Origin of the sequence: Pseudomonas sp. GM80 (assembly GCF_000282515.1) — a bacterium.
Taxonomy (GTDB): Bacteria; Pseudomonadota; Gammaproteobacteria; order Pseudomonadales; family Pseudomonadaceae; genus Aquipseudomonas.
The window spans coordinates 41,965-67,098 of the sequence record NZ_AKJD01000253.1 but is presented as its reverse complement, the minus strand read 5'-3'; the positions used below and the strand labels follow the sequence as shown (position 1 = coordinate 67,098).

18 protein-coding genes, 1 tRNA gene and 1 pseudogene are annotated in these 25,134 nt (G+C 60.1%); 4 read left to right on the top strand and 16 right to left on the bottom strand.

Annotation, left to right across the window (positions count from 1 at the left end; translation table 11 throughout):
• Positions 1-65 precede the first annotated feature (65 nt).
• The 4 genes from PMI37_RS29510 to ptsP form a co-directional block, all read right to left on the bottom strand.
• The gene (locus PMI37_RS29510; RefSeq protein WP_008088377.1) at positions 66-1,607 is read right to left on the bottom strand and encodes an alkaline phosphatase D family protein; all 1,542 of its coding nucleotides are present in this window, start codon (positions 1,605-1,607) and stop codon (positions 66-68) included.
• 186 nt (positions 1,608-1,793) lie between these two features.
• Positions 1,794-3,527, bottom strand: coding sequence for a PTS fructose-like transporter subunit IIB (locus tag PMI37_RS29505; protein WP_008088375.1), 1,734 nt, complete (start codon positions 3,525-3,527; stop codon positions 1,794-1,796).
• A gap of 11 nt (positions 3,528-3,538) precedes the next feature.
• A complete protein-coding gene (gene pfkB / locus PMI37_RS29500; RefSeq protein ID WP_008088372.1) occupies positions 3,539-4,480 on the bottom strand; it encodes a 1-phosphofructokinase in 942 nt (313 codons plus the stop codon).
• Entirely contained in the window at positions 4,480-7,341 is a 2,862-nt protein-coding gene (gene ptsP / locus PMI37_RS29495; protein ID WP_008088369.1) for a phosphoenolpyruvate--protein phosphotransferase, read from the bottom strand. Before ptsP ends, pfkB begins: the two co-directional genes overlap by 1 nt.
• Positions 7,342-7,647: 306 nt before the next feature.
• On the opposite strand from ptsP, the gene cra reads away from it, so the two are divergent.
• Complete coding sequence (gene cra / locus PMI37_RS29490) at positions 7,648-8,643, top strand: catabolite repressor/activator (RefSeq protein ID WP_008088367.1); 996 nt, start codon at positions 7,648-7,650, stop codon at positions 8,641-8,643.
• Positions 8,644-8,646: 3 nt separating this feature from the next.
• Entirely contained in the window at positions 8,647-9,423 is a 777-nt protein-coding gene (locus tag PMI37_RS29485; RefSeq protein ID WP_008088366.1) for a TatD family hydrolase, read from the top strand.
• A 188-nt stretch (positions 9,424-9,611) separates the two neighbouring features.
• Here the strand turns inward: PMI37_RS29485 and PMI37_RS32620 are convergent, their stop codons facing one another.
• The 5 genes and pseudogenes from PMI37_RS32620 to PMI37_RS29465 form a co-directional block, all read right to left on the bottom strand.
• Positions 9,612-10,316 (bottom strand): methyl-accepting chemotaxis protein, encoded by a 705-nt coding sequence (locus PMI37_RS32620; RefSeq protein WP_440093643.1) that lies wholly within the window; start codon positions 10,314-10,316, stop codon positions 9,612-9,614.
• Between the two features lie 153 nt (positions 10,317-10,469).
• A pseudogene (locus PMI37_RS32615) lies at positions 10,470-10,673 on the bottom strand (HAMP domain-containing protein); the annotation flags it as partial.
• Between the two features lie 1,312 nt (positions 10,674-11,985).
• Positions 11,986-12,825, bottom strand: a complete 840-nt coding sequence (gene ampE, locus PMI37_RS29475) for a regulatory signaling modulator protein AmpE (protein WP_008088362.1) — start codon at positions 12,823-12,825, stop codon at positions 11,986-11,988.
• Positions 12,822-13,382, bottom strand: a complete 561-nt coding sequence (ampD, locus tag PMI37_RS29470; RefSeq protein ID WP_008088360.1) for a 1,6-anhydro-N-acetylmuramyl-L-alanine amidase AmpD — start codon at positions 13,380-13,382, stop codon at positions 12,822-12,824. Before ampD ends, ampE begins: the two co-directional genes overlap by 4 nt.
• A 64-nt stretch (positions 13,383-13,446) precedes the next feature.
• Entirely contained in the window at positions 13,447-15,627 is a 2,181-nt protein-coding gene (locus PMI37_RS29465; protein WP_008088358.1) for a DUF1631 domain-containing protein, read from the bottom strand.
• A 410-nt stretch (positions 15,628-16,037) separates the two neighbouring features.
• Here PMI37_RS29465 and nadC point away from each other — a divergent pair, with 410 nt between their 5' ends.
• Entirely contained in the window at positions 16,038-16,886 is an 849-nt protein-coding gene (gene nadC / locus PMI37_RS29460; protein ID WP_008088355.1) for a carboxylating nicotinate-nucleotide diphosphorylase, read from the top strand.
• 50 nt (positions 16,887-16,936) lie between these two features.
• Here the strand turns inward: nadC and PMI37_RS29455 are convergent, their stop codons facing one another.
• The gene (locus PMI37_RS29455) at positions 16,937-17,236 is read right to left on the bottom strand and encodes a DUF6388 family protein (RefSeq protein ID WP_008088353.1); all 300 of its coding nucleotides are present in this window, start codon (positions 17,234-17,236) and stop codon (positions 16,937-16,939) included.
• Positions 17,237-17,513: 277 nt separating this feature from the next.
• Here PMI37_RS29455 and PMI37_RS29450 point away from each other — a divergent pair, with 277 nt between their 5' ends.
• Positions 17,514-18,008, top strand: a complete 495-nt coding sequence (locus tag PMI37_RS29450; protein WP_008088350.1) for a hypothetical protein — start codon at positions 17,514-17,516, stop codon at positions 18,006-18,008.
• Positions 18,009-18,014: 6 nt separating this feature from the next.
• Here the strand turns inward: PMI37_RS29450 and PMI37_RS29445 are convergent.
• The 6 genes from PMI37_RS29445 to infB form a co-directional block, all read right to left on the bottom strand.
• Positions 18,015-18,090: transfer RNA gene (locus tag PMI37_RS29445), tRNA-Thr, on the bottom strand.
• A 290-nt stretch (positions 18,091-18,380) separates the two neighbouring features.
• On the bottom strand, positions 18,381-20,486 hold the full coding sequence (gene pnp / locus PMI37_RS29440) for a polyribonucleotide nucleotidyltransferase (protein WP_008088348.1): 2,106 nt from the start codon (positions 20,484-20,486) through the stop codon (positions 18,381-18,383).
• Positions 20,487-20,679: 193 nt separating this feature from the next.
• Positions 20,680-20,949, bottom strand: coding sequence for a 30S ribosomal protein S15 (gene rpsO, locus PMI37_RS29435; protein WP_003177875.1), 270 nt, complete (start codon positions 20,947-20,949; stop codon positions 20,680-20,682).
• A gap of 142 nt (positions 20,950-21,091) precedes the next feature.
• Positions 21,092-22,009: a tRNA pseudouridine(55) synthase TruB gene (gene truB, locus PMI37_RS29430; protein ID WP_008088346.1), complete on the bottom strand. Its 918-nt coding sequence runs from the start codon at positions 22,007-22,009 to the stop codon at positions 21,092-21,094.
• A 4-nt stretch (positions 22,010-22,013) separates the two neighbouring features.
• Positions 22,014-22,415 carry a 30S ribosome-binding factor RbfA gene (gene rbfA, locus PMI37_RS29425; protein WP_008088344.1) on the bottom strand — a complete coding sequence of 134 codons (402 nt, stop codon included), beginning with the start codon at positions 22,413-22,415 and terminating at the stop codon, positions 22,014-22,016.
• Between the two features lie 160 nt (positions 22,416-22,575).
• Positions 22,576-25,107 (bottom strand): translation initiation factor IF-2, encoded by a 2,532-nt coding sequence (infB, locus tag PMI37_RS29420; protein ID WP_008088343.1) that lies wholly within the window; start codon positions 25,105-25,107, stop codon positions 22,576-22,578.
• Positions 25,108-25,134 lie beyond the last annotated feature (27 nt).

Sequence of the window (25,134 nt, the reverse complement as noted above, 5' to 3'; positions counted from 1 at the left end):
GATCTTTTGATCTTGATCTTCACAAAGCAAAATCAAAAGATCGCAGCCTGCGGCAGCTCCTACGGTCAGATTGGCTGCAACTTCTGTTCGAAAACGGCCACCCCATTCAAATCCCGCAACACCACGCTCATCTCCCCGCTCTGCCCTTCGATATTCACCTCGCCAAAAAACTGAAACCCGGCAAACGGTGATGCGTTCTGCACCGGTGGCGCTTTCTCGAATACCACCTCAGGGCCAAAGGTTTTATCCAGCGGATTAGGCCCAAAGCTCCCGGCATTCAACGGCCCCGCAACAAACTCCCAGAACGGCTCGAAATCCTGAAACGCCGCACGATCCGGGTGATAGTGATGCGCCGCGCAGTAATGCACGTCGGCGGTGAGGAAGACGAAATTGCGTACCTGCTGCGCACGCAGGTAGCCGAGCAATTCGGCGATTTCCACCTCGCGCCCCTGCGCCGATCCCGGGTCACCGTTAGCTACCGCTTCCCAGCGCGCCACACCCGGGCTGACCTCGCCATCCGGCACACCCAAACCGATCGGCATGTCGGCGGCAATCACCTTCCACTGGGCTTTGGATTTCTTCAAGCCGCGCTTGAGCCAGTCCAGTTGCTCACGCCCAAGGAACGGTTTAGCGGCGCCAAGGTTGTCGTCATTGGCGCCGCGATAACTGCGCATGTCGAGCACGAACACATCGAGCATCGGCCCGTAACTGAGCTTGCGATAAATCCGTCCGCCACCGTCGGCGGCCTGCAGGCGCATCGGTGAATATTCCAGCCAGGCTTTTCGCGCGCGACCGACCAGGGTGTGGATATCTTTCTCCTGATAACGCTCGTCGAGCTGCTTGCCCGGCGACCAGTTGTTGACCACTTCATGGTCGTCCCACTGCCAGATCTGCGGCACTTCGGCGTTGAAGCGGCGGATGTTTTCGTCCATCAGGTTGTAGCGAAAGTTGCCGCGATAATCGTCGAGGGTTTGCGCGACTTTGCTCTTGGCTTCGGTGGTGAGGTTGCGCCAGATGCGCCCGCCTTCGGTGGTGAGTTGCGCGGGCACCGGGCCATCGGCGTAGATGGTGTCGCCGCTGTGGATAAAGAAGTCCGGCAGGCGCAGACGCATGGCTTCGTAGATGCGCATGCCGCCAATGTCCGGGTTGATCCCAAAGCCTTGGCCGACGGTGTCGCCGCTCCAGACGAAACGAATATTGCGCCGCGCCATCGGTGCGCTGCGCAGGTGGCCCAGCCACGGTTCGCTGGCGACGCCGGTGCGGGCGTCCTTGAAATACACGCGATAGAAAATCGCCTGATCGGCGGGCAGTCCGGTGAGCTCAACGCGGGCGGTAAAGTCGCTGCGGGCATCGGCAAGCGCCGAGACCAACCGACGCGGGTTGCGAAACTGGCTGCGGGTGTCCCACTCGACCACCATCCTCGCCGGGCGATCGCTGCGACTCCAGATCATCGCGCGATCGCCTTGCAGGTCGCCGGACTGCACGCCATCGGTCAGTTGCGGCCGATCCTTGACCGAAGCAATCACCGCCGGCGCCAGCCCCGGCAGCAGCAGCCCGGCGCCAATCCCTTGCACGACACGCCGACGACCAGGATTGAAATCGCTCATGCTGTTCTCCCTGAGAAAAGGAAAACTTAAGCACGACATCATGAAACACACATGACACCAGACACACCGCAGAACCCATTGTAGGAGTGAGCCTGCTCGCGATATCGGTATATCTGCCAACATTCATGTCACTGACAGACCGCTATCGCGAGCAGGCTCACTCCTACAAAGGTTTTGTGGTGTCGGTTAAGCCTTGGCGGGTTCCAGGGCCAGCTCGACGGCTTCGGGGCGTTTGACTGTGGCGTAGACGACGGCGGTCAACAAACTACCGGCGACAATCGCCAGCAGATACAACAGCGCATGATTGATCGCATTCGGAATCGCCAACACAAACAACCCGCCGTGCGGCGCCATCAGTTTGCAGCCGAAATACATCGACAACGCACCGGTCAGCGCACCGCCGGCAATGCTCGCCGGGATCACCCGCAACGGGTCTTTCGCGGCAAACGGAATCGCCCCTTCGGAGATAAAGCACAGCCCCAATACCAGCGCCGCTTTACCCGCCTCGCGCTCGGTCTGGGCGAACTTGCGTCGGGCAATAAACGTGGCGATACCCAAGCCAATCGGCGGCACCATCCCCGCTGCCATCGTCGCCGCCATCGGTGCATAACTCTGCGACGCCAGCAGCCCCACCGAAAACGCATACGCGGCTTTGTTGATCGGCCCGCCGAGGTCGACGCACATCATGCCGCCAAGCACCACGCCGAGCAGGATCGCGTTGGTGGTGCCCATGCTGTCGAGAAAATTGGTCAGCGCCAACAGCATCCCGGCGACCGGTTTGCCGACCACGTAAATCATCACCAGCCCGGTAAACAAACTAGCGAACAACGGAATGATCAGAATCGGTTTCAGCGCTTCAAGACTTTGCGGCAACGCGACATAACGGCTGATCGCCTTCGCCGCATAACCGGCGATAAAACCGGCGACGATGCCACCGATAAACCCGGCGCCCAAGGTGCTCGCCAGCAAGCCACCAATCATCCCCGGCGCCAGGCCCGGACGGTCGGCAATCGAATAAGCGATGTAACCCGCCAGTAACGGCACCATCAGTTTGAACGCGGTCTCGCCACCGATCTGCATCAGCGCCGCCGCCAGCGTGCCTTCTTCCTTGAACGCGGTGATGCCGAACACGAACGACAGCGCGATCATCAAACCGCCCGCCACGACCATCGGCAGCATGAACGAAACGCCAGTCAGCAGGTGTTTGTAGACGCCGGTTTTCTCTTGCCTGGCTGGTGCTTTGCCGTCAGCCGCCGCGCTTTCCACAACAGCTTCGGCCAAGGCTTTTTTCAGCGTCGCTTCGGACTGCTTCAACGCAATGCCAGTGCCGCAACGATAGATCTTCTTACCAGCGAAACGCTCGGTAGCGACTTCGATATCCGCCGCCAGCAACACCACATCCGCTGCGGCAATCGCCGCTGCGCTCAACGGGGTTTTCGCGCCCACCGAGCCTTGGGTTTCGACTTGCAAGTCATAGCCCAGACGCTTGGCGGTTTGCTGCAAGGCTTCGGCGGCCATGAAGGTGTGAGCAACACCAGTCGGGCACGCGGTGATGGCGACGATGCGAGGGGCACGCGACGCATCAGCAACCGGTTCAGCCTCGCTGGCAACGTAGACAGATGCCTCTTCTGCACCACGTCGCAGTACCGCTTCAACATCCTGCAACGCCTGCGCCGGGGCAATCTGGAAGACCCGCTTGCCGACAAAACGCGTCATGTCGACCGCACCCGTTGCGACCAACAAAACCCACTCCGCCGCGGCAATCGTCGCCGCCGACAATTCGCGTTCCGGGTGCGCCGCATCGACCACTTCCACGCTGGTGCTCCAGCCCTGACGCTGCGCCGCCGCATCGAGCAATCGCGCGCACAGCACACTGGTGACCATCCCGTTCGGGCAAGCCGTAACAATGGCTAATTTCATGACAAACCCTCTTATTGTTCTGTCAGGGGGCGCACGCGCACGCCCTGTTCGAGCTGCGCCAATTGCGCGGCGTCGTTGATGCCGAAACCGATCTGGGTCACCGCCATCGCCGCAATCGCGGTGGCCGTGCGCAGGGTTTGTTCAGGCGTGTCGGCGCTGAGCAAACCGTGGAGCATGCCGGCCAGCAATGAATCACCGGCACCGACCGTGCTGGCAACGCTGACCTTCGGCGGCGTGGCGTGCAATGCCGAGCCGACGCTGAACCAGTTCACGCCATCAGCGCCGTGAGAAATCACCACGTGCTCGATGCCTTGCGCGTGCAATTGCGCCGCTGCTTGCGCTTCGGCGGCGTGAGAAACCACCTCGCAACCGAGCGCATCGGCGAGTTCTTCGGTATTGGGTTTGATCAGCCATGGACTGGCTTTCAACGCTTCGCGCAACGCTTCGCCGCTGGAGTCGAGGGCGACTTTCAAGCCGAGCTGATTGAGCCGTTCGATCAGTTCACGCAACCACTGCGCGGTCACGCCACGCGGCAAACTGCCGGCGACAACAACCGCGTCATGACCCGGTGCGATCTGCACCAAACGATCGAGCAACGCCTGCTGCGCGACGGCATCGACCACCGGCCCCGGGCCGTTGATGTCGGTGATCCGTCCATCCTGTTCAGCGACTTTGATATTGCTGCGCGTCTCACCCGGCACGCGAATAAACGCATCGACAAAACCGCGCTTGGCGAACAGGGTTTCGAACGCTTGCAGGTTGTCTTCGCCGAGAAAGCCACTGACCGTCAGTTGATGACCGAGGTCGGCGAGCACCTGCGCGACGTTCACGCCCTTGCCCGCAGCGTGGGTGTGCATCTCGTCGCTGCGGTTGACCTGACCGGCGTCCAGCCGTGGCAACTCAACGGTGAGGTCGAGCGCCGGGTTGAGGGTCAGGGTAAGAATCTTGGCCATTACAGGGCCTCCACTAATGCGCGCACTTCGTTGGCGCTGCCCACGGCCAGGGCGTGTTGAGCAAGGGTTTGTGCCTGAGTCAGACTGAGTTCGCGGATGCGTGCCTTGACTTCGGCAATGCTGCGCCCGGACACGCTGAGTTCATCGACACCGAGGCCAACCAGCACCGGCACCGCCAGCGGATCCGCCGCCAGCTCACCGCAGACGCCGACCCATTTGCCATGGGCATGGGCCGCACGCACGGTGATGTCGATCAGTTGCAGTACCGCCGGGTGCAAGCCGTCCGCCTGCGCCGACAGGGTCGGGTGACCACGGTCGATGGCCAGGGTGTATTGCGTGAGATCGTTGGTGCCGACGCTGAAGAAGTCGACTTCCTTGGCCAGCACCGGCGCCAGCAATGCGGCGGACGGCACTTCGATCATGATCCCCAGTTGCAGATCGGCGACCGGGATTTCCAGGCGCAGACGTTCGGTCATGTCGCGGGCCTGACGCCATTCTTCAACGCTGCCGACCATCGGGAACATGATCCGCAACGGACGGTTATCCGCCGACCGCAGCAAGGCGCGCAGTTGCGCTTCCATGATCTGCGGACGTTGCAAGGTCAGGCGAATGCCGCGCACGCCGAGGAACGGATTTTCTTCTTTGGCGATCGGCCAATACGGCAGCGGTTTGTCGCCGCCGACGTCCAGCGTGCGCACCACCAACGGCCGCCCGGCGAGGCCATCGAGCACACGGCGGTATTCAGCTTCTTGCGTGGCCTCGTCCGGCGCTTGCGGGTGGGCCATGAAAATCAGTTCGGTGCGCAGCAGACCAATGCCTTCGGCGCCCTGCTCCACCGCGCTGATCACGCCAGCGCTTTCGCCGATGTTGGCGAACACTTCGACGGCGTGGCCGTCGGTGGTGTGTGCCGGTTGGTGGCGTTGTTCGGCGGCAATCTTCAGGCGTTGCTCGCGGGTGTCGCGTTCTTCGGTGGCGCGTTGCAGGGTCGCCGCATCGGCGTCGACGTGCAGGCGACCGCGTTGACCGTCGAGCAGCAACGGTGTGCCCGGCGCCAGCAACAACACCGCTGCGCCAGCGCCGACCAGCGCCGGAATCCCGAGGGCTCGCGCTACGATGGCACTGTGCGCGGTGGCGCCGCCGCGTGCGGTGAGAATCCCCGCCACGCGCGCCGGGTCCAGCCGCGCGACGTCGGACGGGCCGACCTCATCCATCACCAGAATGTAAGGTTGCTCGGGTTCGCTCGCGGTCTGCACGCCACACAGTTGCGCCAGCACGCGGCGACCAATGTCACGCAAGTCCGCCGCACGCTCGGCGAGCAACGCGTCCTGCAGCGATTCCTGTTGTTTCGCCGCCGCTTCGATCACTGCCATCCACGCCGCTTCGGCGCTCTCGCCTTGCTTGAGGCGGGTGTCGACTTCGTCGGTGAGTTCCGGGTCGTCGAGCATCTCCTGATGGGTGATGAAGATCTCGCGGATGGCTTTGGCTTTGCTGCGTTCGATCAGGCCCTGAATGTCGCTGCGCACGTCGCTGAGCGCTTGCTTGAGGCGCTCGCGTTCGATGGCGGCGGACTCGCCCCGCATTGGGTAATCGATGGTTTGTTGTACTTGAATATGCGCCGGGCCGATGGCGATGCCGGGCGCGGCGGGGATGGCTTGCAACTGAGTGCCGGACGCCGGGGCAATCACCACTTCGGCGATGTCGGCAAAGACTTCGCGTTGCTCGCTGATGGCGGGCAGCGGCTCGACTTCTTCGCCGAGGCCTTCTTCGATAGCAGCGAGCAACGCCGGCAAGGCGTCGGCAGCGATGCTCGGCTCGGCGATCAGCTCCAGCACCTGACCGCGACGGGCGCCGAGGCTGAGCAGTTTGCTCAAACTCTTCACCGACACGGCGCTGTCTTGGCCGTCGACAATGCGCACACGAATCTCGCCATCAAAACTCTTCGCCAGTTGCGCGAGAATCTTCGCCGGGCGCGCGTGCAAACCATGGGCGTTGGCCAGCGCAATGCGTGCGCTCGGCCAGTCGGCAGGCAGTTCACCGCCGAGCACTTCAAGGACTTTGCGGCTGCTGGTGGCGCGGCCCAATTCATGGCCTCGACCTTCGATCAGCAACGCACACAGACGCTCAAGCAATGCTTGGTGCGCTTCGCCAAGGCTGGCCAGACAGAACAAACCACTGAGCGGCTGGCCGAGGTAGCGCATCGGTTTGTCCGGGGTAACGAACGCCAAGCCCGGGCGTTTCACGGTTTGTTCGCTGTGCAACCACCACAAGCCATCGCCCAGCGGCAGCGCTTCGACCTGTTGCAGCACCGCCGAGAAACCGTTGCTCACACAATCAGCCTGACGCAGCAGACGCGCGCCTCGCCAGACCAGTTCTTCGAAATCGTCAGCCGACACGCCGAGGCCGATCATCTGCGCATCCAGCGCCAGCTCTTGCGGCGCGCCTTGCAGCAGCTTCAGCAGCGCTTCCGGAGAACTGGCGCGACGCAGAGCCTGGCCCAGATCGGTCTCGCCGAGGGCGCGGGTCAGCAGTTGCAGCAAGCGCAGGTGCTCGTCGGATTTGGCGGCGATGCCGATCGCCAGATAGACGATCTGGCCATCGCCCCAGTCCACGCCCTCGGGGAACTGCATCAGGCGCACGCCGGTGGCGAACACCTGATCGCGGGTTTCCGGGGTGCCGTGAGGGATGGCAATACCTTGACCGAGAAAGGTCGAGCCCTGGGCTTCCCGGGCCTGCAAGCCGGCGAGGTAGCCGTCGGCGACCAGACCATCGGCCACCAGGTGATTGGCCAGCAATTGCAGGGCGGCGGGTTTATCCACGGCCGATTGGCCCATGGATATCTGCTCTATAGTGAGCTCGAGCATGCGATCTCCTTTTTGGCATCGGATGACGCCAGGTATTGTTTTGAATGGTTGCAGCTTAGGCGCTCTGCCGCTTTGCTTTTCAGCGGCAGATTTGGCGGTTTCACGGCAGCACCGGCCAAGGGCGTCTAAAACGTAGAAAATACGCTTGCTGAAACGTTTAATCTAGATTGATCGGCACGTTACTCGATAATGTCCCATCCTTGAAGTCCAACTTGTCGGATGCGTTGCGACAATAGTCGCCTGCCCTAATCGGGTAGGATTGGCGAAAATGTTGCGGCAAGCTCGCAAAAACAAGGAAATCCCGGGTTGAAACTCAGTGATATCGCGCGGTTGGCCGGAGTGTCCGTGACCACCGCCAGCTACGTCATCAACGGCAAGGCCGAACAGCAACGCATCAGCACTGCGACCGTCGAGCGGGTGCGGGCGGTGGTCGACCTGCACGGCTTCACGCCAAACCCTCAAGCGGCCGGGCTGCGCAGCCGCCACACGCGCACGCTGGGCTTTATTCTGCCGGATCTGGAAAACCCCAGTTACGCGCGGATCGCCAAACTGCTGGAGCAAGGTGCGCGGGCACGCGGCTATCAGTTGTTGATCGCCAGTTCCGACGATGCGCCGGACAGCGAGCGGCAACTGCTGCAACTGTTCCGCGCGCGCCGTTGCGATGCGCTGATCGTCGCCAGTTGCCTGCCCGCCGGCGATGACAGTTACCGCCAGTTGCAGGCCAAGGGCACGCCGATCATTGCCATCGACCGGGTCATGGAGCCCGAGCATTTCTGCTCGGTGATCAGTGACGACCGCGAGGCGAGTCAGCACCTGACGCAAAGCCTGCTCGAACCGCAGCTCAAGCAAATCGTGCTGCTCGGCGCGCGTCCGGAACTGAGCATCAGCCAGGAACGTGCCGCCGGCTTCAAACAGGCCCTTGTCGACTTCAAAGGCGAAGTGCTGGTCGAGCACGCAGAATCTTTCAGCCGCGAGTGCGGCAAGCAGTTGATGGAAGAACTCCTGCAACGCCTGGGGCATTTGCCCGACGCCTTGGTAACGACTTCCTACGTGCTGTTGCAGGGCGTGTTCGATGCGCTGCATGACTTCCCGCTGAAATCGCGGCCGCTGCGCCTCGGCACATTCGGTGATACGCAGTTGCTCGATTTCCTGCCGCTGCCCGTCAACGCCATGGCCCAGCAGCACCAGTTGATTGCCGACAAGGCGCTGGAACTGGCGCTGGCGGCCGTCGAGCAGTCGCAATACAAGCCCGGCGTGCAGGCCATTGCGCGGACCTTCAAGCAGCGTATTCACCGAGACTGAACCGTGGAGCTGATCGACAGCCACACCCACCTCGATTTTCCCGACTTCGACGCCGATCGCCCGGCGTTGCTGGCCGAAAGCCGCGCACTCGGGGTGCGGCGGATGGTGGTGTTGGGTGTATACGAGGGTAATTGGCAACGGGTGTGGGATCTGGTGCGCAGCGATGTCGATTTGTACGCGGCGTTTGGCTTGCATCCGGTTTATCTCGACCAGCATCGCCCGGAAGATTTGTCGGCGCTGGGTGACTGGCTGACCCGGCTGCGCGGTCATCGACAGCTGTGTGCGGTGGGCGAAATCGGTCTGGATTACTTCATCGAAACGCTGGATCGCGAGCGCCAACAGTCACTGTTCGAAGCACAGCTGCAATTGGCTGCGGACTTTGCATTGCCGGCGCTGATCCATGTGCGCCGCAGCCACGCCGCGGTGATCGCCACGCTCAAGCGCTTCAAGCTTGAACGCGCGGGGATCATCCACGCCTTTGCCGGCAGCCGTGAAGAGGCGCGGGAGTACATCAAACTAGGTTTCAAACTGGGTCTGGGCGGCGCGCCGACGTGGCCGCAGGCGTTGCGCATGCATCGGGTATTGGCGGAGTTGCCGCTGGAATCGATCGTACTGGAAACCGATTCACCGGACATGGCGCCGGCGATGTTCCCAGGTGTCCGCAATACACCGGCGCACTTGCCGGCGATTTGCGCGGCGTTGGCTGAATTGATGAAAATCACCCCGCAACAACTCGCCGCCGCCAGCACCGCCAACAGCTGCGAAGTGTTTGGCTGGTAACACATCTCCCTGTTGAAACAAAACCTTGTGGTGAGGGGATTTATCCCCGTTCGGCTGCGCAGCAGTCGCAAATTCTTTCACCCGGTGTATCAGATAGATACTCGATCACAGATTTTGGGGCTGCTTCGCAGCCCAGCGGGGATAAATCCCCTCGCCACAAAGGTTCGCACAAGGTTTTAAGATACGACTCAGACGCGGAAGGCGCTGATCAGTTGTTTGAGTTCGACGACCTGGGCGGACAGCGCGCGGCTGGCATCTTCGGTCTGGTGCGCGCCGTGGGCGGTGCGCTCGCCGGCGCGGTTGATCTCGACGATGTTCTGGTCGATGTCATGGGCCACAGCCGTCTGCTGTTCCACTGCCGCCGCAATCTGCTGGTTCTGATCGACGATCATGCCCACAGCGCCAAGGATGTTTTCCAGCGCCTGCTGGACTTTTTCCGACTGCCCGACCGTGCCGCTAGCCATTTGATGGCTGACCCCCATGGCCTTCACCGCCGCGCCGACCCCACCATGCAGTTTGGCAATCATCTGCTCAATCTCTTCGGTGGACTGCTGGGTGCGTTTGGCCAGCGTGCGCACTTCGTCCGCGACCACGGCAAAACCACGGCCCTGCTCCCCGGCGCGAGCCGCTTCGATCGCAGCGTTGAGCGCCAGCAGATTGGTCTGTTCGGCGATGCTTTTGATCACTTCAAGTACCCGGCTGATCGACTGGCTGTCACTGGCCAATTGGTTGATCACCCGCACCGACTGGTCAATTTCGCTGGCCAGCGCGGCAATGCTGCCCTGCTGAGACTCGACCAGACCACGGCCACTGATGGTTTCATCATTGACGCTGTGGGCGCTGCTCACGGCTGCGGCGGCACTGCGCGCGACTTCCAGTGAGGTCGCCGACATCTGGTTCATCGCCGTCGCCACTTGTTCAATCTGCGTGCGTTGCCCGGCGACCGCCTGATTGCTCTGCGCCGAGACGTTTTCGACCTGTCCGGCTTGCCGCTCGACCTCACCAACGGTGTGGCCGACACGTTCGATCAAGTCGTGAATCTTCTTCACGGTGCCATTGAACACTTCGCCCAACTCGCCAAGTTCATCGCGGCTGTGAGCAACAAAGTTGACCGTCATGTCCCCCGCCGCGACCTTGTCCATCATCGCGCCGAGGCGCTTGAGCGTGGTGCGGGTCGAGGCGTAGAAACCGCCATAGAGATAGAAAATCAGCACAAACACCACCGACAACGCCACCGCCTGCAAAACCATGTGCGTGCGGTTATGCGCCAGACGTTGTTGCAGTTGAGTGTCGAGAAATTTCAGCGAGGCTTCGTTAAGCGCATAGGTCTTGTCCATCAGCGCGGTGACCTGATCGTAAAACCCCTGCCACGGCGCATCGAGGGTGTCAGCCATCACCACCTGTTCTTCGAACAGTTCGCTGGCCTGCTTCAGCGAGGCCCTGCTGTCGTCGGCCTGGGCGCTGAGGGTGTCACGCGCAGCTTTGCTGGAGCCGAGGGCGTCCTGCAGCTTCAAGCCGTACTCGGCCTGGAGTTTTTCAATCTTCCCCAGCAACTCATCGAAACGCGTGCTGGAGGCACTGTTGAGAAAACCCTGTGCCAGCGAATACGAGCCTATCGCCCGACCTTCGCCGAGGGTTTGGGTAATGCCTGGCGTGATCAGGGTAACCAGCTCGCTCAACTGGCGGATGTCACCCTGGTTGTCACGGCTCAGGCCGGCCTGGCTGGTGATGATCTGGCTGAAGATCTGCGCACTGCTGAGCAGCTTGCCGATCAACGCACTTTTGCTTTGTAGCGAGTTTTCCGCTTGCTGGGCCTTGAACGCGGCGATCATTTCATCGCGCTTGCCGTCGAACACCTTGATCTGCTCGGGATCGTCGGTCATCGCCGTCAGCCCTTGCAGACGCGCCAGCACGTTTTGCTCAAGGGTACTGATCTTGGCTTCGACAGTGCCGGCCTTGCCGGATTGGCCGAGGGTGACGTTGATCTGCACCAGATTGTTCAGGGTCTCCAGATCCCGGCGCAGGGTCAGGCTGCTGCCGAGCAGATCGAGACTTTGCAACTCGACCCGAGTGCCCTGGAATTCACGGTAGGAATCGCGCACCAGATAGAAATTGGTCACCAGCATCGGCACCAGGAACAGCACGCTGATCAAGCTGAACTTCATGCCGAAGCTCAGACGGTTCATCAGCGAGACGGCGGGATAGAGCAAGCTCTTCACTGGAAGTCTCCCTTGGTTTTTCTTGTTTTTATTGGCAGGCGCGGGGCGACAGCAGATAGCCACTATCGGGCGCCATCACTGTATAGCGCAAATCGGCGGGAGGTTTTGTAACTTAAGGTTAACGGTGCGAGGACAATACAAAACCATTGTGGCGAGGGGATTTATCCCCGATGGGGCGCGAAGCGGCCCCAATAGCTGAACAGGCGTTGTATCTGATAAATCGTGGAGGATGGTTTTGGGGCTGCTGCGCAGCCCATCGGGGATAAATCCCCTCGCCACAAAGGAGTTCGCTTTAGTTGGTTAGTGAATCAGGACTGTCCACATAGGAGTTCGCCCCAACTGGCTAGTGGATCAGAACAGTCCACAGGGCAAACCCGGCATACCACAGCACCGCCGCACGCAGCAGCAGTTCCCACAGGCTGTCGAGGGTGGTGATGCCTTCCGGCCCAACCACCGGCGGCGGGATCTCGCCCGCGACCAAACCGACCTTGTTGATCAGTTGTGCGGCGCTGATGTTCCAGTTCAGCAGCTCATGCAGCATGACCCGGCCAACCGCGACGAAGTTGCCGACCAAGGCAAAACTCGCCGCCAGCAGACGTACCGGCACCCAGTCGAAGGCGTGGCGCAGTTGCGCGGCACGTTCAACCAGCGCCGGGTTCTTGCCGTGCTCCTCGGCCAGCGCCAGCAAGCGATAGGCCAATGCGGCCACCGGACCGAGCAGGAAATACCAGAAAATCACTGCGAAGAAGCTTTGATAGGCCTCCCACAACAAATGCCCCTGCACGCGATCAAGCAATTGCTCGCCGCTGTCGGCGCAAATATTCAGATCGCGCTTGGCCACATGGGCCGCCGCCTGCAGGTCCTCACGGCGCCAGGCATCACGAAACGGGCCGAGGCCGCCGAGCAGATCGCCGCGCCCCAGACTGTAAATCACCACCAGCAAATGCACCGGCAACGCCAACAGGCCATAAGCCACCGGCTCCAGCACCACCAACAACAGCGCCAACAATGCCACCGGCAACAGCACCAGAATCGTCAGCACCAGCCAGGGTTGTTTCGCCAACCGCTGACTGCTTTCGAGTTTGTTCAGTTCGCGGATCCATCCGCCATCGCGTTGAAGCCGATGGCGCAGGGCCGAAAACTTCTCGATCCAGACCGCCAGCAGTAACACCAGAAAACTCATTGTCCTTCCTCTTGTGCCAGGGCTGCGCGGTAACGCGCCCAGTCGAATGCCGGGCCAGGATCGGTCTTACGCCCGGGTGCTATGTCGCTGTGCCCACAAATGCGGGCGCCGGTGATGGCCGGAAATGCTGCTTGCAACTGCTGGGTCAGCGTCGTCAACGCCTGATACTGCGCGTCGGTGAACGGTAGATCATCGGTACCTTCGAGCTCGATGCCCACGGAAAAATCGTTACAGGTTTCGCGGCCGTCGAAAATCGACACGCCCGCATGCCACGCCCGCTCAAGACAGGAGACAAACTGGGTGACCTTGCCGTCACGTTCGATCAGAAAGTGCGCGGAGACGCGCAAGTCGGCGATCCCGGCAAAGTACGGATGTTCAGTGACATCCAGACGATTCTGGAAAAATTCCTGCACCTTGCCGGTGGCGAACTGCGCCGGTGGCAGGCTGATGTTGTGGATGACCAACAGGGAGACTTCGCCCGCAGGACGCTCATTGAAGTTGGGCGATGGGCAGACCTGCACCCCGTGACACCACCCGCTAGCGGGATCCAACTGCATACCGATTCCTTCAACGCCGACTGTGTTGGCGCCCAGTATGCCGTGATCGGCCCCCGGCGCGCGATCACTTGGCGCGATTGAGTCGCCGCAGATTACCCAGCACCGACTCCAGCGCCCGGTCGAACAGCAAGGTATTGTCCAGCGCGCGCACTGCGCCGCGACGAAATTCCAGGGCGAGCCCGGTGCGACTGCGCTCGCGCACTTTCATCCCGGTGCGATCGACAAAGACGTATTTGCCCGTGGCCTCGATGATGGCAGCCAGTTTGCAGCGCAAGCTGTGTTCATCGTCTTCCTGAAACGCCACCCAACTGCCAAGGCGCAACTGATCGACCTGGCGCAGACCCGCGTCGTCATGGGGCAAACGGACCGAGGTCAGCTCCAGCGAGCCCTCGTCGGCGGCCTGCAAAACGATCTGCTGCGACACCTCGACCATCATCGCGGCCTGATCCGTCTCGGCAGAACGCTCCAGCACCCGCACATGCAGGGCTTCGAGTTCGCTGAAAAATTCGCTGGTCGCGAACGGATCGAACGCCGAACTGCTCAGGCCATCGCGCAGTGACTTGAGCAACCCCGGCACCAAGGCCAGCAGGCGCAGGCTCGACTCGGCGTGGTCATGGCGCTGCACACTCCAGATCAGTTGTTCCATGGTCTGCACATCGGCCTGCCACTCGGCGGACTGATCGCCATGTTTGAGGCAGGTCAGCAGCAGCACTTTGCTCCAGGCATTCTGGACGAAGGTCACCACCGCTGGCGGCAGGACTTTACCCAGCAAGGCCTGATTCAACGCCTGCTCGACCCGGCGCCGGGCCAACTCGGTTTTTGCGCGTCCCTCTTCGGCATCGCGCAAACGCTGCTCAAGCAATTCACTGCGGCGGCGTTCATCGCTGGTGAATGCGAGGAAGTCGGCGAGCAACTCGGAAAAAATCGCCGGGTCATCGACAAAATCGGTCAGCAGGCGTTGCACCACTTGTTCGATGCGCACATACAAACTGTCGCGCGCCTCACTGTCGCAATCGCCCCAGCCCATGGCCGCCTCGGCAATTTCGTTGAGCAGGCGCCGCGCCGGATGACTGCTGCGGCTGAAAAAGCTTTTGTCGAGCACCGCGACCTTGAGCATCGGAATCTGCAAACGGGCGATCAGCGCCTTCAGCGAATCCGGCACGTTGCGATCGTCGAGAATGCAATCGAAGACCATGGCGATCAGGTTGATCACATCTTCATCTGCCCCGCCGACAATCCGCGACTTGCCGCTTCTGACGCTGACCCGCGTCAGCAGTTGTTCCAGCTGATTGCGCAGATCGAAGTCGTCCTGCGCGGCGAGTGCGGGCACGTATTGCTGCAAATGCGAAAGCAGACGCAGCAAATCGCGCGTGGTGATCGGTTGGGTGGCGCCGCTTGGCTCCAGCGTCGGAGCAACGCTGCCGCGCACATGCAACAGCAACTCCTGCAGTGCGGCGAAGACCTCCTGCACGCTTTCGTCAGCGGGCGTCGGCTCGTGACTTTCTTCGCTGTAGACGCTGGCAGCCGCGCGATCAATGGCGCGCCGCGTCGGTGCTGGCTTCAACGCCGGAAGCACACCGGTGGCGAGCAGGAGCTGGTTGGCCTGCGCGTAAAGCTGTTCGGTGTCGGCGAGCACATAGCGCTCGAACAACTTGAGCAGGATCAGCTTGACCTTGATCTCCACCCCCAGATTGCGCCCGGCCTGCAAGAAGTACTCGCAGAGCATCGCCGGGCCGAGCGGGTTGTGCTGATCGTCGAGGGTATTGCCGAGCAAGGCGTTGAGCCGCGTGGTCAATTGATCGAGCGCGAAGCCGTCCCGCTTGAGCACACGACCGACCATGGTCTCGACCGCCACGCTGCGCTCCATGTCATCGGTGCGCGGCGCCGACTCTTCGAACATCAGCGTGCGCGGCAGCGCGTTGTGCGTGGAGTCGTATTGGGTGAGGCTGACGAAGGCCTCGAAAAACAGCTCGAGAAAGCCCCGCTCGATATTTTTGCGCTTGAGGCGCAGGTCGCGCATGGCCTCGAAAAAGATGTTCTGCTCGACATCATTCCGCGCCCGATCAGCCATTTCAAACAGCGTGTCATCGGCGTTATCAAACAGCTCCTGCAATCCATGGCGCAGCTGCTGCGCGGCCTTGTCGCGAACCTGAAGCAGAATCACAGGCAGGCGGGCGAGCGGCGAGTGATTCGCCTGATCGGTAGCGGCCTTGTGCAAAGGCACTACTTTCCCGTCGTTGTGCATCCAAGCCTCCTGAAACGGTGATTCTTCTTGGCAGAACATCGAGTGCGCAGCGGCAACACGATTCCCTGTGTAGGAGTGAGCCTGCTCGCGCTCGCGTCCTGTCTGTCAGCGCAGTAACGGTGGAACGAGCCTGATTGCAATCAGCCTCGCGCCTCTCGGCGTCATTCGGCAGATCCAGCCTTTACGTCAAAGCTATGACGTCAAATGCAAGGCGGATTATCTTGCAAAAGATGTCCCCGAATCTATAGCCGTCAGGGTTTCCCCTAGGTACCGGTACCTTGCACAGACCACGCTCGCCGGGTGTTTGCTCAAAGAAATTCGACCGGATGCAGTCAAGCACGCGAGTTCTCGCCTTGGGTTGGCCGATGCCATGCCCCTATAATCGAACCACTTTGTTTGTGGAGCCCGTTATGCCGAATCTACGTCTCGCCGATTTGACCGCCGAAATCGAAGCCAACGTGCGCCGTGCGTTACTCGAAGACGTCGGCAGCGGCGACATCACCGCGCAACTGATCCCGGCCGAACGTCTGGCCAAAGCCACCATCATCACCCGCGACGAGGCAGTCATCTGTGGCACCGCGTGGGTCGATGCGGTGTTCCGTCAGCTCGATCCGCGCGTCGCGGTGCATTGGCAAGTGGTCGATGGCGAGCGGGTCAAACCCAATCAGCCGCTGTTTCATCTGGAAGGCCCGGCGCGCTCGCTGCTGACCGGTGAGCGCAGTGCGCTGAACTTCCTGCAACTGCTATCAGGTGTGGCCACGCGCGCGCAGTACCTCGCAGACTTCGTCGGCGCTACTGACGTCAAGCTGCTCGATACCCGTAAAACCCTGCCGGGCCTGCGCCTGGCGCAGAAATACGCAGTAACCTGCGGCGGCTGCCACAACCACCGCATCGGTCTGTACGATGCCTTCCTGATCAAGGAAAACCACATCGCAGCCAGCGGCGGCATCCCGCAAGCCATTGCCGCCGCGCACAAGATCGCGCCGGGCAAACCGGTGGAAATCGAAGTGGAAAGCCTGGAAGAACTGAAGGAAGCGCTGGCGGCCGGCGCCGACATCATCATGCTCGACGAACTGAGCCTGGATGACATGCGCGAAGCCGTGCGCCTGAACGGCGGCAAGGCGAAACTGGAGGCCAGTGGTGGCATCAACGAGAGCACGCTGTTGCCAATCGCTGAAACCGGGGTGGATTACATCTCGATCGGCGCGATGACCAAGGATGTCAAAGCCGTCGATCTGTCGATGCGCTTGAGCCTCTGAGGCTTCGCGCAATAAAAAACGCCAGCCCGGTTGAGGCTGGCGTTTTTGTTTCAGACCACCAGATTGTTCATCTCGCAGTACTCATCCCACTCGACACCCAGTACTTCGGCCGCCTCTTTGTGCAGCACGAGGCGCTGCGCCTCGAACTCCTCCGGCGTGCTCGTGTACTTGAGCGTCAGCTCCCACGGCTGCAGGCCCTGAGCTTCGGCTTCGTCTTCGAAGGCCCACTGGATCTGATCTTTTTGATCATCAGGACTCAGGTCCTTGATCTCGTCCTTCAGGTCCGGTACGTCCAGAATGTACTTTTCCAGCGCTTGTTCGTGACGTTGCTCTTGAGTTAGTTCGGTCATGGCGTTCTCGTTGATCGTAAGAATGGAGGATGGATCTGGATCATCAAGGATCTCTCTGACGCGGATTTGTCCGGCCTTCGGAACCATTCGGGATCATCTGAAAACTGCTAAGCGATGCTCATGCAGGCACCGAATATAGGACGTTTGCATGACGAATTACACGGCTCTTTACATCTCTCGCACAAAAAGTTGACCTGCGGAACATAAATGCACTTTTCCAGTCATAGCGATGTGCCAGTTCGGCACTCATCTTCGCTGTTCACAAGGAAAACCAGTGATGCGCAGCTTTTCAAAAATCTCTTCTGTTGTGTCCGCTACCACGCTGTTTGCCGTTTTGGCGCTTCCCGCCACCGCGATGGCGGTTGAGCTGAGCTCCAGCAGCCCGTCCTACGGCGACAAGGTTTCGCTGATTCACAACGATTACGGCAAAGACGTGGTGATCAGAAGTGATATCAGCATCGATGAACTGAAAAAAATGCGTGACACGATCAGCGAGCAATCGCGCCAGATCGAAGACCTCAAGCGCAGCGGCGGTTCGAGCTCAAACTCCAGCAGCAGGGATATCGATGATCTGAAGAACAAGATCAAGGACCAGGATCGTGAGCTGGACACGCTCGGTCGTCAGGTCGAAGACCTCAAGCGCAACAGCGGTTCGAGCTCAAGCTCGAGCAGCAGTGAGATTTCCAATCTGAAACAGAAGATCAATGATCAGGATCGGGCTATGGATCAGCTCAAACGTACCGTCGAGGACCTGAGCCGCAAGGTGAAATAAAGAGGTTGGTGCCCGAGACAGGAATCGAACCTGCGACCTTCGCGTTACGAGTGCGCTGCTCTACCGGCTGAGCTACACGGGCGGTGGGCTAAACCTAGCACCGGTCGTGTGCTGCGGCAAATTTGTGGGTTGCCTGATGGTTATCTCTTGAAACTCCCATTTGTGGCGAGGGGATTTATCCCCGTTCGGCAGCGCAGCGGCCGTGAATCCAACACCTCGGTGTTTCAGGCAGTCCGCAGTGTCTGGTTTTACGACTGCTGCGCAGCCGAACGGGGATAAATCCCCTCGCCACAATTGCTTTATGCCAGACAAAAAAAATGCCCCGCCGTTTTCACGGCGGGGCATTTTCATTGCGCTAAAGCCTTGGGGTAATTAAACGCCCGAAGCCTTTGCAGCTGCCACGTCTTTGATGGACAGCTTGATACGGCCGCGGTTGTCCACGTCCAGTACCAGCACTTCCACTTCCTGGCCTTCTTTCAGGATGTCGGTCACTTTCTCTACGCGAGCGTCGCTCAGCATCGAGATGTGCACCAGACCGTCCTTGCCCGGCAGGATGTTGACGAATGCGCCGAAGTCGACGATGCGCTCAACCTTGCCCACGTAGATCTTGCCGATCTCGGCTTCAGCGGTGATGCCCAGAACGCGCTGACGTGCAGCTTCAGCAGCTTCCTTGGTTTCGCCGAAGATCTTGATCGAACCGTCGTCTTCGATGTCGATCGAAGCCTTGGTTTCTTCGCAGATCGCACGGATGGTCGCGCCACCTTTACCGATAACGTCACGGATCTTGTCGGTGTCGATTTTCATCGCGATCATGGTCGGAGCGTTGGCCGACAGTTCGGTACGCGACTGGCCGATGATCTGGTTCATCTGACCGAGGATGTTCAGGCGCGCTTCCAGGGCTTGGCCCAGAGCGATCTCCATGATTTCTTCGGTGATGCCTTTGATCTTGATGTCCATCTGCAGCGCGGTAACACCTTTGGCGGTACCGGCTACTTTGAAGTCCATGTCGCCCAGGTGGTCTTCGTCACCAAGGATGTCGGTCAGGACGGCGAATTTCTCGCCTTCTTTAACCAGACCCATGGCGATACCGGCAACCGGCGCCTTCATCGGCACACCAGCGTCCATCAGGGCCAGGGAAGCGCCGCAAACGGAAGCCATCGAGCTCGAACCGTTGGATTCGGTGATTTCCGAAACCACACGGATGGTGTACGGGAACACGTCAGCGGCTGGCAGCATGGCCGAAACCGAACGACGGGCCAGACGGCCGTGACCGATTTCACGACGACCAGCGCCACCCATGCGACCACACTCGCCCACCGAGAACGGAGGGAAGTTGTAGTGCAGCATGAACGGGTCTTTTTTCTCGCCTTCCAGGGTGTCCAGCAGCTGTGCGTCACGGGCAGTACCCAGAGTCGCGACAACCAGAGCCTGGGTTTCACCACGGGTGAACAGCGCCGAACCGTGAGTCTTCGGCAGAACGCCGACTTCGATGTTCAGCGGACGTACGGTTTTGGTGTCGCGACCGTCGATACGTGGCTTGCCGTTAACGATGTTTTCCCGAACGGTGCGGTATTCGATTTCGCCGAAAGCAGCTTTGACTTCGCTGGAGGAAGGCTGGCCTTCTTCACCGGACAGCTTGGCAACCACCTGATCCTTCAGCTCACCCAGGCGAGCGTAACGGTCGGCCTTGATGGTAATGGTGTAAGCCTGGGAGATCGCGTCGCCGAACTCGGCACGGATAGCGCCCAGCAGTTCGGTGGCTTCTGGCGCAGGAGCCCAGTTCCAGGTTGGCTTGGCAGCTTCAGCGGCCAGTTCTTTGACGGCGTTGATCACCACCTGGAACTCGTCGTGAGCAAACAGTACCGCGCCCAGCATCTGGTCTTCGGTCAGCTCTTTGGCTTCCGATTCAACCATCAGGACGGCGTCGGAAGTACCGGCAACGACCATGTCCAGGCTCGAAGCAGCTTGCTGCTCGTAAGTCGGGTTCAGCAGGTAACCGGTGCTTTCGTGGAAAGCAACGCGAGCAGCGCCGATCGGGCCGTCAAACGGGATGCCCGAGATCGCCAGGGCAGCCGAGGTACCGATCATCGCAGCGATGTCCGGATCGGTCTTCTTGCTGGTGGAAACGACGGTGCAGACAACCTGCACTTCGTTCATGAAGCCTTCTGGGAACAGCGGACGGATCGGACGGTCGATCAGTCGGGAAGTCAGGGTTTCTTTTTCGGAAGGACGGCCTTCACGCTTGAAGAAACCGCCAGGGATCTTACCGGCAGCGTAAGTCTTTTCCTGGTAGTGAACCGACAGAGGGAAGAAGCCCTTGCCTGGATCGGCTTGTTTTGCACCGACTACAGTCACCAACACGCTGACGTCGTCGTCAACGGTGACCAATACTGCGCCGGAGGCCTGACGGGCGATACGGCCAGTCTCGAGGGTAACGGTCGATTGACCGAACTGGAATTTTTTGATTACCGGGTTCACGGTGTCCTACCTTCTTTGTGGCTCTTGGGGGAACTGGTTTCTTGCGAATTCTTGGGCAATGTCGGGAATCGGCCCAACGCCTGTCCAGGGTAAAACGTGTATCCAGATAAAACTTGAGGCTGGGAGCCTGCAAGCCGCCGGCGGTAAACCGCAGACGTCCGACAGACAACCAACCTCATAGCGCAATCGCTGATTAGCGACGCAGACCCAGGCGACCGATCAGAGTCTGATAACGACCCAGATCCTTGCCTTTCAGGTAGTCCAGCAGCTTGCGACGCTGGTTTACCATGCGGATCAGACCACGACGGGAGTGGTGATCTTTACCGTTGGCCTTGAAGTGACCTTGCAGCTTGTTGATGTTGTGGGTCAGCAGTGCAACTTGCACCTCTGGCGAACCAGTGTCACCAACAGCTTGCTGGTAGTCAGCAACGATTTGAGCTTTTTCTTGAACGTCGAGAGCCATGAGGCAATCCTTTTATCAGGAAACTGTTTCAGGGAAACAGCTTCAACAGGCCAGGGACAAATCCCTGTATCTATAAATGAGTCGTGACCGTGCCTGTTAACAGCCACACTCGCCGACCTGCTGTGACACAGGCCGGTTCCGGTCATTCTGACCGAATCAAACGACGTGGCGCGATGCGCCCGTCTTCGCTCACTTCACCGATACCGATGAAGCGACCATTGTGATCCTGTACCCGCACCATGCCGAACTTCGGAGCATCCGGGGCACGTACCGGCTGGCCGTTGAGCCAGTAGAACGCGCTCGCTTCGGAGAAGTGCAGCAACGGCCAATCCTGCAGGCCGCTGTCCGATGGCATCAGGAAGCGATCCACCGCTTCGTTGCCGCCTTCGGCATGTACCGCTTCAAGCTCTTCGAGGGTCACGGTCTGCGCCAGGGTGAAAGGCCCGGCCTGGGTACGGCGCAATTCAGCGACGTACGCACCACAACCGAGTTGCTCACCGATATCCTCCACCAGGGTGCGAATATAGGTGCCTTTGCTGCAATCCACCGCAAGGCGCGCAGTATCACCTTCGAAGGCCAGTAATTCCAAGCGCGCAATAGTAACAGAACGCGGTTCACGCTCCACTACTTCGCCTGCACGAGCCAACTTGTACAGCGGCTGGCCATCACGCTTGAGTGCCGAGTACATCGGCGGTATCTGACTGATTTGCCCACGAAATTTCGGCAATGCCGCTTCGACATCGGCGCGACCAACGGTCACCGGGCGCTCCTGCAAAACCTCACCTTCGGCATCCGCCGTGGTGGTGGTCTTGCCCAGTTGCGCGAGGGTTTCATAAGCCTTGTCGGAATCGAGCAGGTATTGCGAGAACTTGGTCGCCTCGCCAAAGCACAGCGGCAAGACGCCAGTGGCCAGCGGATCGAGGCTGCCGGTGTGACCGGCCTTCTCGGCGTTGAGCAACCAGCGAACCTTCTGCAACGCGGCGTTGGAGGTGAACCCCAGCGGCTTGTCGAGCAGGATGATGCCGCTGACGTTACGACGGATACGTTTGACCTGAGCCACCGAATTACTCCTTGGTGTCTTCAGGTTCAGCAGCGACCGGATGCTGATTGTCTTCAGCCACCGCACGCTCGATCAGCGCCGACAAATGCGCACCACGAACGACGGATTCGTCGTAGTGGAAGTGCAGTTGCGGCACGCTGCGCAGCTTCATTTCGCGGGCCAGTTGCATGCGCAGGAAACCTGCGGCGGAATTGAGCACCTTGATGCTTTGCGCGATGTCTTCAGCGTTGTCCTGCCCCATCACGGTGATGAAAATCTTTGCGTGACCGACGTCACGGCTGACTTCCACAGCGGTAATGGTGACCAGACCCACACGTGGATCTTTGACTTCACGACGGATCAGTTGGGCCAGCTCGCGCTGCATCTGATCGCCGATACGTTGGGTACGGCTGTATTCTTTTGCCATGATTTTGTTACCTGTTACTGCCAGGCGGTGAAACCCGCCAGGTCTGAAAGCGGCAAACGCCCGGCCTGACAAAAGCCAGACCGGGCGTTGCGTTTAGAGTCCGGGTGATGCGCCACACCCTTGAGTGCGGCCGACCATCACGGCTCCTGAAGTGCGCGAGTTAGAGGCTGCGAGCAACCTGAACCTTCTCGAAGACTTCGATCTTGTCGCCGACTTTGACGTCGTTGTAGCTCTTCACGCCGATACCGCATTCCATGCCGGCACGTACTTCGGAAGCGTCATCCTTGAAGCGGCGCAGGGATTCCAGCTCGCCTTCGAAGATAACGATGTCTTCACGCAGTACACGGATCGGACGGTTACGGTGCACAACACCTTCGATCACCATGCAACCAGCGATCGCGCCAAACTTCGGCGAACGGAACACGTCACGCACTTCGGCCACACCCAGGATGTTCTCGCGAACATCGCTGCCGAGCATGCCGGTCAGGGCTTTCTTGACGTCTTCGATGATGTCGTAGATCACGTTGTAGTAACGCATATCCAGACCTTCCTGCTCGACGATCTTGCGTGCGCCAGCATCGGCACGCACGTTGAAGCCGAACAGTACAGCGTTGGAAGCCAGTGCCAGGTTAGCGTCGGACTCGGTGATACCACCGACACCGCCGCCGACTACGCGCACTTGTACTTCGTCGTTGCCCAGGCCATTCAAGGCACCGTTCAACGCTTCCAGCGAACCACGGACGTCGGATTTGAGGACGATGTTGAGCGTCTTCTTCTCGGCCTGACCCATGTTTTCGAAGATATTTTCCAGCTTGCCAGCATGAGCGCGAGCCAGTTTGACTTCGCGGAACTTGCCTTGACGGAACAGAGCCACTTCACGGGCTTTCTTCTCGTCAGCAACTACGCTCATCTCGTCGCCAGCGTCCGGGGTACCGTCCAGGCCGAGGATCTCGACAGGGATGGATGGACCGGCTTCTTTGATTGGCTTGCCGTTCTCGTCGAGCATGGCGCGAACACGACCATAGTTCGAACCGACCAGGACCATGTCGCCTTGGCGCAGGGTACCGTCTTGAACCAGAACGGTTGCAACCGGGCCACGACCTTTGTCGAGACGCGATTCAACCACAACACCACGACCAGGAGCCGATGGGGTTGCTTTCAGTTCGAGAACTTCAGCTTGCAGCAGAACGGCTTCGAGCAGCTCGTCGACGCCAGTACCGACTTTCGCCGAAACCGGTACGAACGGCGTATCACCGCCCCACTCTTCAGACGTCACGCCGTGAACCGACAGTTCGCTACGGATGCGATCGAGATCGGCGCCCGGCTTGTCGATTTTGTTCACTGCAACAACCAATGGCACGCCAGCCGCTACCGCATGCTGAACAGCTTCAATGGTCTGCGGCATCACGCCGTCGTCCGCTGCAACTACCAGAATCACGATGTCAGTCGCCTTGGCACCACGAGCACGCATTGCGGTAAACGCGGCGTGACCCGGGGTGTCGAGGAAGGTGACCATGCCGCGTTCGGTTTCAACGTGGTACGCACCGATGTGCTGGGTGATACCACCGGCTTCGCCAGCAGCTACCTTGGCACGACGGATGTAGTCGAGCAGGGAAGTTTTACCGTGGTCAACGTGGCCCATTACGGTCACGACTGGCGCACGGGAGAACGACTCGCCTTCAAACTTCAGGGACTCGGCCAGGGAATCTTCCAGGGCGGTGTCGCTGACCAGGGTCACTTTGTGGCCCAGTTCTTCGGCTACCAGTTGAGCAGTTTCCTGATCAAGCACCTGGTTGATGGTCGCTGGAGTACCCAGTTTGAACATGAACTTGATGATTTCAGCAGCCTTGACCGACATCTGATTGGCGAGATCGCCAACAGTGATGGTCTCGCCGATCTGCACATCACGCACGACAGGGCCGGTTGGGCTCTGGAAACCGTGGGCGTTGCGCTTCTTCAGCTTGGCCTTGCCGCGACCACCACGACGGAAGCCATCGCTTTCTTCGTCGGTAGTGCGTGGTGCCACACGTGGCGCCGGCGCTTTTTCTTTGACCGAAGCGCGATGCGGAGCGTTTTTGCGCTCGCCATCACCACCGCCGCTGCGACGATTGTTATCGTCGGCACGTGGCTTGTCCGGACGGCGCTGTTCGTTCTGCTTGTTGCGAACTTCAGCAGACGGCGCTGGAGCAGCGGCAGCGACCGGTGCGCTTTCGCGTACAGGTTCTGCAGCGGCAACCGGCGCCGCAACGGCAGCGCTGTTAGCGTTCTGCGCAGCAGCAGGCTGGTTACGCGCTTCTACTTCGGCGCGTTGCTTGGCTTCTTCTTCAGCCTTCTGACGGGCAGCATTTTCTACTGCGCGACGCTCATCCAGTTCACGCTTGCGCTCGGCTTCGATTTCTTCCGGGCTGCGCTGTACGAAAACTTTCTTTTTGCGGACTTCAACGCTGATGCTCTTGCTGCCAGCAACACGCAGGGTGCTGGTGGTTTTACGCTGCAGCGTGATCTTGCGTGGTTCTTCCACTTTCGCCTTGTGGCTGCTTTTCAAGTGAGTCAGCAGGGACTGCTTCTCACTGTCAGTCACATTTTCTTCGGCGGCGGTGTGCGGCAGACCTGCCTCACGCATCTGCTGCAACAGGCGCTCTACCGGTGTTTTGACCTCATCGGCCAGTTGTTTCACCGTGACTTGCGTCATGCACTTCTCTCCTCAGGCCGCGCCTAA

What these genes read in the sequence shown, in the direction of transcription:
- infB (WP_008088343.1), bottom strand. Translation starts at nt 25,107, where the DNA reads ATGACGCAAGTCACGGTGAAACAACTGGCCGATGAGGTCAAAACACCG.
- PMI37_RS32620 (WP_440093643.1), bottom strand. Translation starts at nt 10,316, where the DNA reads ATGTCGGCGACCTCACTGGAAGTCGCGCGCAGTGCCGCCGCAGCCGTG.
- PMI37_RS29505 (WP_008088375.1), bottom strand. Translation starts at nt 3,527, where the DNA reads ATGAAATTAGCCATTGTTACGGCTTGCCCGAACGGGATGGTCACCAGT.
- ampD (WP_008088360.1), bottom strand. Translation starts at nt 13,382, where the DNA reads ATGCAGTTGGATCCCGCTAGCGGGTGGTGTCACGGGGTGCAGGTCTGC.
- PMI37_RS29465 (WP_008088358.1), bottom strand. Translation starts at nt 15,627, where the DNA reads ATGCACAACGACGGGAAAGTAGTGCCTTTGCACAAGGCCGCTACCGAT.
- rpsO (WP_003177875.1), bottom strand. Translation starts at nt 20,949, where the DNA reads ATGGCTCTCGACGTTCAAGAAAAAGCTCAAATCGTTGCTGACTACCAG.
- PMI37_RS29510 (WP_008088377.1), bottom strand. Translation starts at nt 1,607, where the DNA reads ATGAGCGATTTCAATCCTGGTCGTCGGCGTGTCGTGCAAGGGATTGGC.
- nadC (WP_008088355.1), top strand. Translation starts at nt 16,038, where the DNA reads ATGCCGAATCTACGTCTCGCCGATTTGACCGCCGAAATCGAAGCCAAC.
- pfkB (WP_008088372.1), bottom strand. Translation starts at nt 4,480, where the DNA reads ATGGCCAAGATTCTTACCCTGACCCTCAACCCGGCGCTCGACCTCACC.
- PMI37_RS29455 (WP_008088353.1), bottom strand. Translation starts at nt 17,236, where the DNA reads ATGACCGAACTAACTCAAGAGCAACGTCACGAACAAGCGCTGGAAAAG.
- PMI37_RS29450 (WP_008088350.1), top strand. Translation starts at nt 17,514, where the DNA reads ATGCGCAGCTTTTCAAAAATCTCTTCTGTTGTGTCCGCTACCACGCTG.
- ptsP (WP_008088369.1), bottom strand. Translation starts at nt 7,341, where the DNA reads ATGCTCGAGCTCACTATAGAGCAGATATCCATGGGCCAATCGGCCGTG.
- ampE (WP_008088362.1), bottom strand. Translation starts at nt 12,825, where the DNA reads ATGAGTTTTCTGGTGTTACTGCTGGCGGTCTGGATCGAGAAGTTTTCG.
- rbfA (WP_008088344.1), bottom strand. Translation starts at nt 22,415, where the DNA reads ATGGCAAAAGAATACAGCCGTACCCAACGTATCGGCGATCAGATGCAG.